Raw genomic sequence first — 14,739 nt, forward strand, 5'->3', positions numbered from 1 at the left:
ATTTCATCTCATTTTTGAACGATTGAACTCGTTGCTTCTGTTGTTCCTTTTGCCTCACCATGTCCTGCACCAAATAGGTTCAGTACCACCACGCCAATAACAATTAAAGCAATACCTGCGATACTTCCTGTATTGATTTTTTCTTTCCAAATCAATACTGAAATAAGCGTTGTAGCAACAGCTCCTACACCTGACCAGATGGCATAAGTCATATTTAAGGGGAGCGTCTTAAGGGATAAGGAGATAAAGAAGAAAGAGATCACGAACGCCACAATTGTGAATAGAGTCGGATACAGTCTGGTGAAACCTTCTGAAGCTTTAAGCATTGAAGTTCCAACAAGTTCACCAACAATAGAGATTGCCAAGAAAAGATAAGCCATTATTCATTCTCCTTTATATATGTTTTCAATTCTTCCATCATTTTTTGCCTCATTTCTTCATTGGGAGGAGCAAGCCCAAACATTTCAGCAAACCACAAACCGTCTATAGCTAATCGGACTATCGTGGAACGAACGGGGTCCAATTCGTCGTTTTCAATTTTATTTTGGATATTCTCATACTCGTCCTGAAGTAATTTTAGCATGTGAGGGTTCGTAAACTGTGCTGCTGAGAGAGCGGTATACAGGTCACTTGCATTCCGATCGCCAGAAAATGATGTATTCATATACGCGCGAGTCCATCTTCCTTTGGAATGCATATCGTTTTCTGCTCTCTCATTAAATTCGGAGACAAAGCTGGTCGATAGTTGTTCAACCATTCCCAAAATCAATTCATCTTTATTCGGAAAATGGTAAAGCAATCCTCCTTTACTTATTCCCGCTTTCTTAGCCACCGCTTCTAACGTTAATTTCTCTACTCCTTCTTCGTGCACAATCATCGAGGCCGCTTTAAGAATTAATTCTCTTTTTAATGCTTTTTTAGTTGTATTCATATTGATCACCCCTCTTTACTATACCGTCCAGACGGTTTTATTTCAAGTGGGTTAAAGTTATGGATTGGGTATGTAAGCCTAATTGAGTTGGATTAGGTTTTGATACGTTAGGTTTAAGCTAAATAAAAAGAAGCCTTGGGCGTATAACATTTCAGCCAAGACTTCGTCAAATAAACATCTACCCAGCCCAGACATTTGGCAAAAGTTCGTATCTGTTGGGTTTTAAGTGCCACCTATAGTTTAACTCTGCACATATTGTCTCAGCCATTGGAGCGCGGGACGTTCCGTGCCGTTAGAATTCAGCAGATGTGTGTTCGGCTTCCAAGTTTGTCCCTGGATATACCCCCAGAGCGTAACTCCCTTCACCGCAGAATGCTTCCATAATACCGGAAATTTCTCCTTGTATCTGGCAAGCTGGGTGTTGTCATCTCCAGTTATATCCAGTTCCGACACATAGATTGGCAATCCTGTTGCCGCCAGCTTGTTCAGTACAGTGTTCATTGTGTTAACTGAAACAGTGTCCATGCTAAACTGGTGGCACTGAATACCAATTCCGTCAATCAGGCCTCTGCTCTTGAGCTGATTAATAATATTGACATATTGGTCGGTTAACGAGGGATCGTTGATAATTCCATATTCATTAATCATCAGCTTGGCATTTGGAAAGGCTTGTCTTGCCTGTTGGAACGACCATATGACCCAATCCCATCCGGTCGACCCGTCACCGCCTATGGCATTGCGGAAGGATGGCTTCTGATGCAGGGGCTCATTCACCACATCTATAAACTCCGCATTCGGATAGCGTTGACCTGCTGCTTTAATCCACTGGGTCACTTCCGCCTTCTGATCAGCAGCCGACAGTCCGCTAATCCAACCTGGCTCCTGAGCACCCCATACCAATGTATGGAACTTGAACGGGAAGCCATTGTTACGGGCATAATTGTAGGCGGTATCCGCCTGCGACCAGTTCATGTTGTTACGGCTGCCTTCAACCGACCCCCATTTGGTCGAATTCTCTGGCGTCACCTGGTTCCAGTATGTTCCGAAACTTGCAGGGACACTTCCAGCAATGATATTCCCGAGGAATTTGCCACCGTTCGCCATACTGGCACTAGCCGGGTTTATCAGAACTGATGATAACAACACACCCGCCAACGCCAAGCTGCTTACCAACTTGCCCACTTTAAATTTCGACATAAAATCTCCTCCTCATACGTATAGTTTTTAATATTCTTACCTCTAAATAAATCGCTTACATTTCCAATTATAAGAATGAAAGGTTATTGTCCGCTACATGTAAAAGTAAAGATTTTACCCGAAAAACTTTACATCATTGCGGGGTGACTGAACACCCTGGTGCTCCTTTAACACATCGTTTCGGTTAAAATCTAGCCTCGTATCAAACGACAAAGCTTCATTTTAATCCCCCTCCTTTTAAATCGAAACGATGGACATCCCGAGGGGGGAAGGTTACTGACATGGTACTCTTGTATAGTTGCCTTACTGGAAAACAGCAAGACGAAAAGATTAATTCTGTATGAAATTGTAAACCGCTGATATGTATTAGAGTGAACCTGGATATAGAGTATACTATATGAGTATAAGTTCGATACACGATGACATTATATATGTAATGGTATTCAAATACAGCGCAGAAGAGGTTGAAAATGAGTCAGAAGCATTTTACAGATTACGCATTAAGTGAAGAAATTGTAAGAGCGCTGAATAGCTTGGGCTATGAGACGCCAACAGAGATTCAAACGGAAGTTATTCCTGTTGCGCTTGAGAAGAAGGACCTTGTCGCCAAATCGCAAACTGGTAGCGGCAAAACAGCAGCATATGGTATTCCACTTTGTGAGCTAGTAGATTGGAATGAGAATAAGCCCCAAGCTTTAATTCTGACGCCAACCCGTGAACTTGCATTACAGGTCACCGAGGACATCACGAATATTGGACGCTTTAAGCGGATAAAAGCGACGCCCCTTTATGGAAAACATCCTTTTCATATCCAAAAGGCCGAGTTAAAACAAAGAACACATATGGCTGTAGGTACGCCAGGACGTGTACTGGACCATATTGAACGAGGCACGCTATCGTTAGATCGAATGGCCTACCTCGTGATTGATGAAGCTGACGAGATGCTGAATATGGGCTTTATCGAGCAAGTTCAGTCGATCATTCAGGCCCTGCCTAGTGACCGGGTTACCATGTTATTCTCCGCTACTTTTCCTGAGGATGTAGCCAGACTGTCACACAAGTATATGAACGATCCTGTTGAAATTGAAATAAAAGCAACCGGTATAACGACCGCTACAATTGATCACTCTCTTATTCAGGTGAAGGAGTCAGACAAGCTGGCACTACTGCAAGATCTGCTGATTGTTGAGAATCCTGACAGCTGCATTATTTTCTGTCGTACGCAGGAGAATGTAGATACATTATTCAGAGCATTGGCTGATCTTGAATATCCATGTGATCGCATTCATGGTGGCATGGAGCAAGACGAGCGATTTGAGGTAATGAATGCATTTAGAAGGGGTCAATTCCGTTACTTGATCGCGACAGATGTTGCCGCCAGAGGAATTGATATCACGAATATCACCCATGTCATTAACTACGATATTCCCCTTGAGAAGGAAAGCTATGTTCACCGCACAGGACGTACGGGACGTGCTGGCAAAACGGGTAAAGCCATTTCCCTCATCACTCCTAAGGATGGCCGAAGATTAGCTGATATTGAAGCATATATTGGGTTCGCGATTCCGCAGGTAAAGGCTCCCTCAGAAGAGGCTGTTGACCTCCGTAGAGAAGATTTTGAGCAGAAACTGCATGTAAAAACCGCACTCAAAAAAGATAAGCGCGAGCAATTAAACCAACAGATTATGAAGCTGAATTTTAACGGCGGTAAGAAGAAAAAACTTAGAGCTGTCGACTTCGTGGGGACCATCGCTAAGCTTGATGGGGTCACCGCAGATGATATCGGGATTATTACGATTCTGGATTATGCGACAGATGTTGAAATTCTGAATGGTAAAGGTCCACTGGTGCTCGAGATTATGAAGAATACAACCGTAAAGGGTAAGCTGTTAAAAGTACGCAAAGGGAATAAGTAGAAGATACGCTGCATTAAAGAGGGTGAGGCAATCCCGCCCAGCATAGCCGATGGTTTTCGTTAGCTATACGGGCGGGATTGCCGAGTTTATCTCTTGATTGTTTAATCAATACAGCAAATATGTATAACAATATAATGAATGGTAATGACGAAATGAAAATTTCAGCGCCCTGGTCTGTTTTCACACGTTCAACTAGCAGCCACCACATAGGTACGGATATAATCCACACCAAGACATTAGAGATGATTACATAAAAAGTATTTTTCCATAACAGACAAAACAAAATTGCAATAATGGCCGGAACAGTCCATGAACCTATCTTATGACCATTACTTAATATAACAAATGTTATAACAGGATATAAAAGTGCAACCACCATCTGGACTCCCCTATTATCATAAAACTTCATTTCCCATCCCCTTTTTTCTTTACAATTATTTTTTAATTTTTTGATAGGTATATTTATTATTCTATTTATTTCCACAATAAAAATACAAGCTCTATGAAATCAACAACGTTGGTGATAATTGTTCTGCTTTATCGTATTCTCTTAGAGGGTTGATTTAATACTTAAAAAATTTTAGAAAAGATGTCCCTTTGGTTCCTCTTCATTTGTTATACAGATATAGTTTTCTTTTTAATCCGAGGGGGTGCCTAAATCTTTGAATGAGGAAATCGAATATAGAATTAAACGGGTCCAAGCTGGCGAGATCCAGGATTACGCCTACATTGTGAAGGAGCATCAGCGTCAGATTTTTGTGTATTGCTGGCGGCTGTTAGGAAGTGAGCATGAAGCAGAAGAAGCCGTGCAGGATATTTTGGTCAAAGCTTTTGAGAAAATTAATATGTACAAGCCGACTATGGGGTTTTCTTCCTGGTTGTATAAAATGGCTTATCATCACTGCCTGAACCTGATTCGCCGGAAGAATCTGCAACGCAAATTTAGAATTAATTTGTTTACCTCAACTAACATGACTTCAGACAGCGCCGCGCAGGTTATGGAACGTCAGCTTTTCAGTGAACCGCTAAGCCGGGCATTGGGCCAACTGAATGCAGAAGAACGAAACCTGCTGGTGCTACGCATTTTTGAAGAAAAATCGTTTGGAGAAATCGGGGAAATTATGAACAAAAGCGAGGAAGCTATCAAGAAAAAATACGGCAGAACAAAAACAAAGCTCAAAAAAATGATGGAGCCCATAAAGGAGGACCCAAAATGCGTGAATTACAAGACAGAACTCAGGAACAAGGTCTGAAATACACCGACCTGAAAGACAAAGGCTTTAAAAATATGGACTTGTTGACGGAGCCAGAGAACGTCTTAAAAATACAAGCCTTTGACGTCTCTGACAAAGTGATGGAACAGGTCTACCAAAAGGCGAAACCCAAAAAGGGACTCATCGTAAAAATGCGTCTTCAACCGCGCATCACCGCTCCTATTATGATCTTACTTTTTGTATTAGGCGCCTCTGTGACTGGGTACGCCGCTTCGCAATATCTGGAATTACGTAACGGCAAAGGCGATGTCGTATTAAATACCGCCAAAACACCTGCCGAAACGGACGCTTCCCAAACGTATACAACCACCTACACACAGTGGAACGAAAAGGTGAGAGACCGTCTACAGCCTGGAGAGTATGCCGCCTATTACGTTAAAGACGATTCTATGAATCCAAGAAATTCGTCTAATCCTGTCCTGTTTGCATACAAACCGACTGAACTTTCTAGCTTCAGCAGTCTGCAGGATGAAATCAAGCGTACAGAAGCCCCACTATTCCACAATCCTACTCATCTGCCGAATGACTACCGATTTGATTTCGGATACGTCTATCCAGTCGCTGCATATCCTGGGATGATGAACAAAGAGGAATATCGGGCTTTAACGGATAAACTGATGCAACAGGCCAAGGCCGCACCGAAAGGTGAAAATCTGTTTATTCAAAAGCTGAGCTGGGGCAAGTCAGACTTCACCTTTGCCCGGTATGCAAGAGGAAATGACTATGTAAACATCACCGTCACCAAGTACGCTCCCGAAGTCACAAAGACGACCGTGATGCAAAATGAACAGGATTCGGCTGAGGAACTGATGATCAAAGGAACCAAGGCCTATTACATCAGGGCAAGCGAAACAAGCACGCCCTTGGAGGTAGGGAAAAATCGACTGGGATGGCTCGATGAAAAAAGGCGTTTACACTACAACATATCTGATAACCAGGACAGCCCGCTGAGCAAAGAAGACCTGGTAAAAATAGCCGAAGATTTGCTTAACGGTTCACCGCAATAGCTATAAAAGAAAAGCTTTGAAGAGAGACCATCCTTTTTTAAGGGTGGTCTCTTTTTGGAGAATAGTCCTTATACCTTTTCCTCACAAACTATTACGGCATGTTCCACAATCTTTTTACCTCAACTAATTCCTGATCATTGAATTCCATTCTGTATACGTCTGGTTTGGATGTGTGTAGTAAAAAATCCAAATCGTACTGCTTGTCATAATACCCCATCATTAAAGTCATCACAGCTCCATGAGTGCCTAATGCGACTTTCCGTCCTCGGTAGATTTTTAACAATTCCTTTAAGACCGTTATACTTCGGTTCTGACAAACTGCATTAGACTCTCCTCCCGTTAAAGAAAAGTTGGGATCAGAAAATGACTTATCTAACAAAGGGAATAATTCATCATCGGGCATTCGGTTGTCTTCACTAGAAAAAATTCTTTCTTTAAGATCCTCGAATATTAAAACTTCTTGTCCTGAGCATTGAGCTAATTCTTGAATGGTTAGGATTGCCCGTTGATATGGACTTGAAACGAAAACCTCGATCCCCTCTTCTCTTAATAATTCAGTTATTTGAAAAGCATCTGACTTGCCTTTATCAGTCAAACCTCTTGTTCTTTCATTTCCTTCCGTCTTCGGTGATTCGCCATGTCTCACCATGTAAATGAAAGTTTTCATAGTATCCTCCATGAAGAGCTGATGAATTTTTATTACATGATATTCGTGACTCACTACCAAGTCACCTTTTGCTAGGATAGTTTTCTCTTTTCTTATTGCATAAATTTTTCTTGAAGGTGACGTTACGTCATTTGCTATACTGACTGAGAACGACATGCTAGAGCAATCAATTGGATGTGAGCAATGGATGGAAAAAGAGAACTGTCTGACGACAGGACAGCTTGCCAAACGTACAGGGATAACGGTCAGGACATTGCGATATTACGATCAAATTGGACTTCTGAGTCCAGGAAGTCATCGCACTGGATCCATAAGACTGTACAACATGAAAGATATGGAAAGATTACAGCGAATTCAGATGTTGAAGTATCTAGGGTTATCGCTTCAAAAAATAATGGACATTTTAGATGCAGAATCGCCATCCAACGGAGAGATCAGACATTCGTTGCAAGCACAACTCGATGTTTTACAAAAGAAAATCGCCCATACGGAGCACGTAGTGCATGCAATACGAGATGCTATGGAAATGTCGGCCTATGGCTCCGATTGGAACCATTTGGCGGATGTTATCCAAACCGTGCAGAGTGAGCAAAATTGGGGGGAACAATATCGGACGGCGAACCGTCTGTAAACGCGAATACATCTTTACGACAAGTACAGTACGAATCCCCAGGTCTGAGAAGAACGTCAACTACATGAATGAAATTGCTCTTCAAGTTTACGAGGCTGGTCACATGCCGGTGCTGGGAGAGTGGTATGCTTTGTCCCTTATCGCGACATCCGGTTCCACTGCTCTGGGAGACAAGACCTTTAACAAAATCTTTCACCCGTCTTCCATTCGCCTGCTTGATTACTGTAACGCCGTGCTTCGGGTTGGAGGACCCTCTCAGGGTGCCGATGAAATGGTAAGGGTTGCGAAAGAGAAAGGATTGTTGATTTACGAACGGCTCGACGAACTTCCGTTGGTGTGATATATCCTCTTTGACCAGACCAAAGACAACTTGCTCTGGGCCTCCTCCAGATCACCCGAAGAATCTCTCAATCAACTGAGACACTAAGGGAATTGCGCAAATGTTTAACATCACTCATCGGTGGACGCCCAAACATGCGTCCATATTCTCGGCTGAACTGCGAAGGGCTCTCATAGCCAACGCGAAAGCCTGCATTGGCCGCTTCCAATCCCTCCGAGAGCAGCAAGCGGCGTGCAGTCTGCAGTCGAATGGCCTTCTGATACTGCAGAGGACTTATAGCCGTTACCTTTTTAAAATGCTTGTGTAAGGAAGAAGGGCTCATGTTTACTTCCTTCGCCAATTCTTCAATCACAAGAGGCTTAGAGTAATCGCGGGTTATCAGATGGATCGCTTGGGAGATGCTATGTGCATAGCTACCAACTACGGCAAATTGCCTGATTAAAGCCCCCTGCTCACCTTGTAATACACGATAAAGGATCTCGTGCGTGATAAGCGGCGCAAGAAACTGAATATCCGCAGGCGTATCCGAAAGTCTGACAAGCCGAAGCAGCGCATCAAGCAGCAGAGGGTCAAATTGGCTCACTAGTATGCCGCGTCCAGTCTTTACGGTACCTTGAGGAGGACTCTTCTTGATAATGTCCAGGATGACGTCTGGACTAATGGATAATTGAAGACTTAGATAAGGAAGCTCCGACGAGGCTTGAGTTATTTTACCAATTACGGGAAGTTGAACTGATGTGACCATGTAGGTTGTTGGATCGTACACATAGTTTTCTCCAGCCAGCATTGCTGTCTTTGAGCCTTGTGCAACCACGTACAGGGAGGGCATATGGACCGTATGATTCAGCTCGGACACATGGCTTGCACGTCTGAAATAAAGTCCTGGCACAGACGAGACAAACGTACCATCCGAAGACGCATGTTGATCAATTAGATGAATCAGTTCTTGTAGATTCGTAGAAATATCAGAGGGGGGAGGAGACGAAATCATTCATGCTTCACCTTCCTTTCCGTTGAACGCTAATATTGATGTGCTAATTATATGCGCGCCGAATAGGATTAGGCAAGAATTGGACTTGATCGGTCTACCTGTCTCAATCGAATTCTACTTAAAATTTACTTGCAAGGCCAACAGAGGGCCTAAGGCAAATAGATCAAAGGAAGAAGGATTGGGCTATGCATTTGGAAGGAAGAATAGAGAACAAAGTCGTCGTGATTACAGGTGCAAGCAGCGGAATTGGAGAAGCAACAGCACTGTTGCTTGCCGAGCGTGGAGCAAAAGTCGTACTTGGAGCACGCGGAGCGGAGCGCCTTGAAGCGCTGGCGACACGCATTTCCAATGGAGGTGGCGAAGCTGTTTATGCACGCACTGACGTGAGACGGCGCGAGGATCTGTGCAATCTCGTTAATTTGGCTTGCGAAAGTACGGGAAGCTGGATGTTCTCGTCAGCAACGCTGGCGTTATGCCTATTTCCCCTCTCGAAGATCTGTGTGTCGAGGACTGGGAGGATATGATTGATGTCAACATTAAAGGCGTTTTGTACGGTATAGCCGCAGCGTTGCCTATTTTTCGCAAGCAGGGTTCCGGACATTTCGTGAACATCGCTTCTGTAGCAGGACATAAGACTGTGCCGAACCAGTCGGTCTACTCCGGTACGAAGTTCGCCGTGCGCGCCATCTCAGAGGGATTGCGCCAGGAGGCTGGCGACAAGCTGCGCGTGACCATCATTTCGCCTGGTATTGTGCAGACGAATTTCACGGAGGGTATGACCAATCCAGCATTGAGAGATCAACTCGCTGCCATTCGGGATAAACTAGCCATGACACCTGACGCGGTAGCCCGTGCAATTGGATTCGCAATTGAACAACCGGCCGATATTGATGTGAACGAAATCGTAATCCGTCCAACCGCACAAATGTAATATAAATAGATAGGGGCACCTCCTCTTGTGAGTGCATCCCTATCTATTTAGCATAAAGCTTTACCATGGAAGCTGTTCATCCATGTAATAGAATCCGCCCGTTGGACCATCCTCCGAGAGGGTCGCCAGTCGGACCGCCGTTTTCGCTCCATCCTCCACCGACAGCTCTGCCTTTTCCCCGCCCATCTGCGTTTTAACCAAGCCGGGGTAGCAATCCGCTGCACCAGTTCATTGGACAACTGGAACTGAATAGAGCCTATAGGGCTGCTTTCTTTTCTGTCTGGCTTCATCCTATCATATTGGGAACGGTCGTTAAATAATTATTTCCACCCTAAGGATTGCAAAATTTTGTATTGTTAAGCAAGCATTTTAGCGGTGGGGACTTCCTTCCCGCCGCTTGGTATTATTGCTTATTCGACTTTAAAATATATCGTAAGATTACTGTACATTTTATTAAAAAGTAGTGGGATGATCCAGTTACCAGCCATGCAAAAATTAACGATGAAGCGGTTCTTTTTCGCCCAGACCCAGCACCTCCGTTGTGGAATTGTAAATTTCTTGGTAAAGCTCTGGGTTTTCCGCTAGTGACACCCCATAAGAAGGAATCATCTCTTTGATTTTTGGTTCCCACTCTTCCATATGTTGTGGGAAGCATTTTTCCAATACTTCCAGCATAACGTGAACAGCAGTAGAAGCACCCGGAGAAGCGCCGAGCAGTGCAGCTACCGAACCATCAGCGGCACTAACCACTTCCGTACCAAATTGAAGTGTTCCTTTTCCACCCTCCGTATCTTTGATCACCTGCACACGTTGGCCTGCTACCACGATCTCCCAGTCCTCGATTTTGGCGTTCGGAATAAACTCGCGTAATTCTTCCAGACGCTTTTCATTCGATAACATTACTTGCTGGATCAGATATTTGGTCAATGCCATCTCTTTTGCGCCTGCGGCCAACATCGTGATGAGATTATTGGGTTTTACAGAACCGATCAAATCCAAATTTGAGCCCGTTTTCAAGAACTTCGGTGAGAAGCCGGCAAACGGTCCAAATAGCAGTGCTTTTTGGTTACCGATATATCTTGTATCCAGATGCGGAACAGACATGGGAGGAGCACCAACCTTAGCTTTACCATATACTTTTGCATGATGCTGGGCGACAACCTTAGGATTGTTACATACCATAAATAGTCCACTTACCGGGAATCCCCCGATATATTTGGACTCAGGAATACCGGTTCTTTGTAGCAAAGGTAAACTTCCACCCCCACCACCGATAAAGACAAATTTGGCATTATGGTATTCGATTTTACCGTTGTCCAGGTTATGGACTTTGACTTTCCACGAGCCGTCGCTCGCACGTTTAATATCCTTTACACTATGTTTGTAATTGATCTCGACGTTTTTACTTTTTAAATGCTCAAACAACATGCGTGTTAAAGCACCAAAGTTGACATCTGTTCCAGAGTCGATTTTGGTTGCCGCGATGGGTTCATTCAATGTACGGCCTTCCATAATCAGCGGAATCCATTCCTTCAGCTTTTCAGGGTCGTCGGAAAATTCCATGCCTTGAAACAGAGAAATAGTTGAAAGCGCTTTAAACCTTTTTTTCAAAAAAGATACATTTTTCTCTCCTGTTACCAAACTCATATGAGGTATTGGTTTGATAAAGTCCTGTGGATTACGAATCAAATTGCTGTTTACAAGAAAAGACCAAAACTGTCTTGAAAGCTGAAACTGCTCATTAATGTCTACAGCTTTACGAATATCTATAGATCCGTCAGCCTTCTCGGATGTATAGTTCAGTTCGCACAGTGCAGCATGGCCTGTACCTGCATTATTCCATTCGTTAGAGCTTTCTTCTCCCGCGTTTGCGAGTTTCTCAAACACTTTGATTTCCCATTCTGGTGCTAACTCTTTCAGCAATGATCCCAGAGTCGCGCTCATGACTCCGGCACCGATTAAGATAATGTCTGTTTTTTTCTGAATGCTATTCATAAAAACCTTCCTTATCTCTTATATTTGCAAAAAAGAGCAGGCCCTCCTGCTTAGGTGATACAAGAAGCAAGGCTCCACTCAGGAACATATCTTTTCTGTCTCTATTATAACTAAAATATAATCTTTTAAAAATTATATTGTCTATTATCTGATAATTATAAATCATTTCTGCTAAAAAGTGAGAATTTTCTTTGCAGAAATAATAAGAATGGATCTCAACACGCTGTATTATTTGGGCTTCACTTACTAGCAGTCATAACAGACACCAAAAAAGCGTTTAGAAGCAAATGATGTAGAGTATCAAATTTCCAATGATTGAATCAATAGTCCATGTATATGAATAATTCGGTAAAATATGTCTTTACGGGATAGACCCTAATAAATACTTCATTATGATATTCAAAACGGTCTGTTGTTGATTCTCCCAATCATAATCGGAGTTATTCATAATAAACGATTGAAAAGGGAGTTGCTCAATAATTTGTAATTCTAGCTCTCGTCGATGTTCAAGGAACTGAATATATCCCTCATATCCGTAAAGCCCCTTGTTCTTTCCATAATCTTGCTCCGTATGGTACCAAATCGCGAAATCTAACCATTCTTGAGATCTCATTGTTTTAACACGCTCAATCGTCTCATGCACATTCGGTTGCTTCAAATAGAACAAAATTGGATTTAACTCCTGAATTTGCTCCGCAATCTGTAATACATGCTGAGTAAAACGATCTTCTCCAGCATCATGCCGGGCAAGTAATGCACACCCTGGGTTCTGTAAAAAACAGCATTCGAGTATTATCAACTTTTCTTTTTCTCGCTGATCTTTAACAAAAGACTTCCAACGTTGAATCATCAACTCGCAGTGCTTTTCTACGGGTACTCCATCGTAAATTTCATAACGCTGGATTTCCTCATACAAACTAGAAGGGATTCCATTTGGAGCTGATTGCTGCGCAAGTGCATATGCGATTAAAGAGTCGTTGCCATTCACAGATACAAACGGATCAATGTAATGAAACACCTCAGAATAGATAGATCGGAGCCGATCAAGTTCTTCGTTCGGCATACATGCAACCGATTCATAATCAGCGGGATGTCGTAAGTTCCCTTCTAAAAATAATTCCGATTCTATTTGATGTGTGTTTAACATGTCATGTATGTGTCTAGATAATGTGGATTTGCCAGAGCCAGGTATACCTTCAACGATAACCAGTTTCGTTTTCGTAGCTGGTAAATTGGCCATAGTATCACATCCTTATGAATTAAATGATTACCTTAAGGAGAAACCAATTATCCCGTTATAACGCCAGATAGCTTAGGAACCTTCCCATATCTCGACATTCTTAGAAAACTAATAAAAAGCACTGGGTCCTGAGGACTGACCCAATGCTTTTAGTAGATGACTATCTTCTAGTTACTTAATAATTACGTATTCCAGGTTAACCAGTTTTGCATAAGTAACAATTTGGTCTGTGGTTAGATTCAAGGAAACCACGGTATGGTGACCACCGCCGTTCTCAATCCATGCTTTAACCCCATCTTGGAAGTTTGGCTTCACATTCCACAGTACACGGGCCACTGGAAGATTTGGAGCAGGAACTGTCGGTTCAAATGCAGCAACCTCATTGATCAACAGTTTATAATGCGTGCCAAAGTCAGCCATGGAAACAACTACACCGTCTCCTGCCTTGCCGTCAAACACCAGACGAGCTGGATCTTCACGATCGCCGATACCTAACGGAGAAACGATGATTTTAGGCTTGTTGCTTGCCAACGTTGGATCAACTTCAAGCATATGCGATTGAAGGATCGATTCCTGACCAGCCGCTAATTCATAGGTGTAGTCTTCCATAAAGCCAGTGGATTGGTTATGGCTCATGACTTTAAGCAGACGATCGAGCGCTGCAGTCTTCCAATCTCCTTCACCGGCGAAGCCGTATCCTTGTGCCATCAAACGTTGAACGGCAAGACCAGGAAGTTGTTTCATACCATAGAGGTCTTCGAAGTTCGTAGTGAAGGCAGTATAGCCGCCATGATCCAGGAACCGTTTAAGGGCAATTTCATAGCTTGCTTGCACTCTTACACTGGCTTCCCAAGCTTCCTTGCTATAAGTACCATAATCAAATTCATAGAGTTCGGAGTATTCCGCGAACAAAGCATCAATCTCTTCTTCTTTCACAGCATTGACGTACTGAACAAGGTCGCCAATTCCGAAGTAGTCAACGGTCCATCCAAATTGAATTTGAGCTTCGACCTTATCACCTTCCGTAACGCCAACGTTACGCATGTTGTCGCCAAAGCGGGCAACTTTGATATTGAAGCTTTCGTTATAAGCAACCGCTACATCCATCCACTCTGCGATTTGCTTCTGCACTTCCGCACGTTCCCAGTACCCTACAACCACTTTATTTTGTTTCTTCAGACGGGCATTGATAAATCCATATTCACGGTCACCATGAGCTGCCTGATTGAGGTTCATGAAGTCCATGTCAATCGTAGCCCAAGGAATGCTTTCATTGAACTGTGTAGCCAAATGAAGTAGCGGCTTTTGCAGCAATTTAGTACCACGAATCCACATTTTTGCAGGTGAGAAGGTATGCATCCAAGTGATGACACCAGCAACCTCGTCACGATAGTTGACTTCTTTCATGAGATTGGTGATTTTGTCTGCACTAACCGCCAGATCCTGCAATACAAGCGGATAAGGCAGAACGCCACTCTTATTTAAGGCATCGGTCATTTCTTGTGCGTGTGCTTTAACTTCTGCTAATGCTTCTTCTCCATACAGATGTTGTGAACCTACGACAAACCAGAACTGTTTTGTACCTACTGTTGACATCATTCATCCTCTTTTCTTAATTT

15 protein-coding genes and 1 pseudogene are annotated in these 14,739 nt (G+C 43.2%); 6 read left to right on the top strand and 10 right to left on the bottom strand.

What is annotated here, in order from left to right; translation table 11 throughout:
- Nucleotides 1–8: 8 nt before the first annotated feature.
- From ACYCSE_RS08805 to ACYCSE_RS08815, 3 genes are all read right to left on the bottom strand, one after another.
- On the bottom strand, nt 9–380 hold the full coding sequence (locus tag ACYCSE_RS08805) for a DMT family transporter (RefSeq protein WP_069290722.1): 372 nt from the start codon (nt 378–380) through the stop codon (nt 9–11).
- Nucleotides 380–931 (bottom strand): TetR/AcrR family transcriptional regulator, encoded by a 552-nt coding sequence (locus tag ACYCSE_RS08810; RefSeq protein WP_069290723.1) that lies wholly within the window; start codon nt 929–931, stop codon nt 380–382. Before ACYCSE_RS08810 ends, ACYCSE_RS08805 begins: the two co-directional genes overlap by 1 nt.
- 240 nt (nt 932–1,171) lie before the next feature.
- Nucleotides 1,172–2,128 carry an endo-1,4-beta-xylanase gene (locus ACYCSE_RS08815; RefSeq protein ID WP_160788349.1) on the bottom strand — a complete coding sequence of 319 codons (957 nt, stop codon included), beginning with the start codon at nt 2,126–2,128 and terminating at the stop codon, nt 1,172–1,174.
- A gap of 470 nt (nt 2,129–2,598) precedes the next feature.
- On the opposite strand from ACYCSE_RS08815, the gene ACYCSE_RS08820 reads away from it, so the two are divergent.
- Nucleotides 2,599–4,044, top strand: a complete 1,446-nt coding sequence (locus ACYCSE_RS08820; RefSeq protein WP_235306776.1) for a DEAD/DEAH box helicase — start codon at nt 2,599–2,601, stop codon at nt 4,042–4,044.
- Nucleotides 4,045–4,057: 13 nt separating this feature from the next.
- Here ACYCSE_RS08820 and ACYCSE_RS08825 read toward each other — a convergent pair whose 3' ends face one another.
- Nucleotides 4,058–4,453: a hypothetical protein gene (locus tag ACYCSE_RS08825; RefSeq protein ID WP_459702052.1), complete on the bottom strand. Its 396-nt coding sequence runs from the start codon at nt 4,451–4,453 to the stop codon at nt 4,058–4,060.
- Between the two features lie 253 nt (nt 4,454–4,706).
- Here ACYCSE_RS08825 and ACYCSE_RS08830 point away from each other — a divergent pair, with 253 nt between their 5' ends.
- Both ACYCSE_RS08830 and ACYCSE_RS08835 read left to right on the top strand, forming a co-directional pair.
- The gene (locus ACYCSE_RS08830) at nt 4,707–5,297 is read left to right on the top strand and encodes an RNA polymerase sigma factor (RefSeq protein WP_061829755.1); all 591 of its coding nucleotides are present in this window, start codon (nt 4,707–4,709) and stop codon (nt 5,295–5,297) included.
- Entirely contained in the window at nt 5,258–6,325 is a 1,068-nt protein-coding gene (locus ACYCSE_RS08835) for a DUF4367 domain-containing protein (protein ID WP_459702054.1), read from the top strand. The genes ACYCSE_RS08830 and ACYCSE_RS08835 overlap by 40 nt, the downstream gene beginning before the upstream one ends.
- Before the next feature lie 91 nt (nt 6,326–6,416).
- Here ACYCSE_RS08835 and ACYCSE_RS08840 read toward each other — a convergent pair whose 3' ends face one another.
- Nucleotides 6,417–6,992 (bottom strand): histidine phosphatase family protein, encoded by a 576-nt coding sequence (locus ACYCSE_RS08840; RefSeq protein WP_459702055.1) that lies wholly within the window; start codon nt 6,990–6,992, stop codon nt 6,417–6,419.
- A 187-nt stretch (nt 6,993–7,179) separates the two neighbouring features.
- Between ACYCSE_RS08840 and ACYCSE_RS08845 the strand changes: the two genes are divergently transcribed.
- The gene (locus ACYCSE_RS08845) at nt 7,180–7,623 is read left to right on the top strand and encodes a MerR family transcriptional regulator (protein ID WP_459702056.1); all 444 of its coding nucleotides are present in this window, start codon (nt 7,180–7,182) and stop codon (nt 7,621–7,623) included.
- Between the two features lie 64 nt (nt 7,624–7,687).
- On the top strand, nt 7,688–7,963 hold the full coding sequence (locus ACYCSE_RS08850) for a hypothetical protein (protein WP_459702057.1): 276 nt from the start codon (nt 7,688–7,690) through the stop codon (nt 7,961–7,963).
- A 67-nt stretch (nt 7,964–8,030) separates the two neighbouring features.
- Here the strand turns inward: ACYCSE_RS08850 and ACYCSE_RS08855 are convergent, their stop codons facing one another.
- Entirely contained in the window at nt 8,031–8,954 is a 924-nt protein-coding gene (locus ACYCSE_RS08855) for an AraC family transcriptional regulator (RefSeq protein ID WP_459702058.1), read from the bottom strand.
- A 185-nt stretch (nt 8,955–9,139) separates the two neighbouring features.
- On the opposite strand from ACYCSE_RS08855, the pseudogene ACYCSE_RS08860 reads away from it, so the two are divergent.
- Nucleotides 9,140–9,885: pseudogene (locus tag ACYCSE_RS08860) on the top strand (SDR family oxidoreductase).
- A gap of 60 nt (nt 9,886–9,945) precedes the next feature.
- On the opposite strand, the gene ACYCSE_RS08865 reads toward ACYCSE_RS08860, so the two are convergent.
- The 4 genes from ACYCSE_RS08865 to araA all read right to left on the bottom strand — a co-directional run bounded on the left by ACYCSE_RS08865 (nt 9,946) and on the right by araA (nt 14,716).
- The gene (locus ACYCSE_RS08865) at nt 9,946–10,086 is read right to left on the bottom strand and encodes a Rossmann-fold NAD(P)-binding domain-containing protein (RefSeq protein WP_231109433.1); all 141 of its coding nucleotides are present in this window, start codon (nt 10,084–10,086) and stop codon (nt 9,946–9,948) included.
- Nucleotides 10,087–10,380: 294 nt separating this feature from the next.
- Entirely contained in the window at nt 10,381–11,880 is a 1,500-nt protein-coding gene (locus ACYCSE_RS08870) for a malate:quinone oxidoreductase (RefSeq protein WP_459702059.1), read from the bottom strand.
- 361 nt (nt 11,881–12,241) lie between these two features.
- The gene (locus ACYCSE_RS08875; RefSeq protein ID WP_459702060.1) at nt 12,242–13,120 is read right to left on the bottom strand and encodes a P-loop NTPase family protein; all 879 of its coding nucleotides are present in this window, start codon (nt 13,118–13,120) and stop codon (nt 12,242–12,244) included.
- A gap of 171 nt (nt 13,121–13,291) precedes the next feature.
- Complete coding sequence (gene araA, locus ACYCSE_RS08880) at nt 13,292–14,716, bottom strand: L-arabinose isomerase (protein WP_459702496.1); 1,425 nt, start codon at nt 14,714–14,716, stop codon at nt 13,292–13,294.
- Nucleotides 14,717–14,739: the final 23 nt, after the last annotated feature.

The organism is Paenibacillus sp. SEL1, from assembly GCF_054602535.1.

Bases quoted from the DNA above. Each gene is read 5' to 3' on its own strand.
- ACYCSE_RS08850 (WP_459702057.1), top strand. From the start codon at position 7,688: ATGAATGAAATTGCTCTTCAAGTTTACGAGGCTGGTCACATGCCGGTG.
- ACYCSE_RS08810 (WP_069290723.1), bottom strand. From the start codon at position 931: ATGAATACAACTAAAAAAGCATTAAAAAGAGAATTAATTCTTAAAGCG.
- ACYCSE_RS08820 (WP_235306776.1), top strand. From the start codon at position 2,599: ATGAGTCAGAAGCATTTTACAGATTACGCATTAAGTGAAGAAATTGTA.
- ACYCSE_RS08835 (WP_459702054.1), top strand. From the start codon at position 5,258: ATGCGTGAATTACAAGACAGAACTCAGGAACAAGGTCTGAAATACACC.
- ACYCSE_RS08870 (WP_459702059.1), bottom strand. From the start codon at position 11,880: ATGAATAGCATTCAGAAAAAAACAGACATTATCTTAATCGGTGCCGGA.
- araA (WP_459702496.1), bottom strand. From the start codon at position 14,716: ATGTCAACAGTAGGTACAAAACAGTTCTGGTTTGTCGTAGGTTCACAA.
- ACYCSE_RS08875 (WP_459702060.1), bottom strand. From the start codon at position 13,120: ATGGCCAATTTACCAGCTACGAAAACGAAACTGGTTATCGTTGAAGGT.
- ACYCSE_RS08840 (WP_459702055.1), bottom strand. From the start codon at position 6,992: ATGAAAACTTTCATTTACATGGTGAGACATGGCGAATCACCGAAGACG.
- ACYCSE_RS08845 (WP_459702056.1), top strand. From the start codon at position 7,180: ATGGAAAAAGAGAACTGTCTGACGACAGGACAGCTTGCCAAACGTACA.
- ACYCSE_RS08815 (WP_160788349.1), bottom strand. From the start codon at position 2,128: ATGTCGAAATTTAAAGTGGGCAAGTTGGTAAGCAGCTTGGCGTTGGCG.
- ACYCSE_RS08825 (WP_459702052.1), bottom strand. From the start codon at position 4,453: ATGAAGTTTTATGATAATAGGGGAGTCCAGATGGTGGTTGCACTTTTA.
- ACYCSE_RS08855 (WP_459702058.1), bottom strand. From the start codon at position 8,954: ATGATTTCGTCTCCTCCCCCCTCTGATATTTCTACGAATCTACAAGAA.
- ACYCSE_RS08805 (WP_069290722.1), bottom strand. From the start codon at position 380: ATGGCTTATCTTTTCTTGGCAATCTCTATTGTTGGTGAACTTGTTGGA.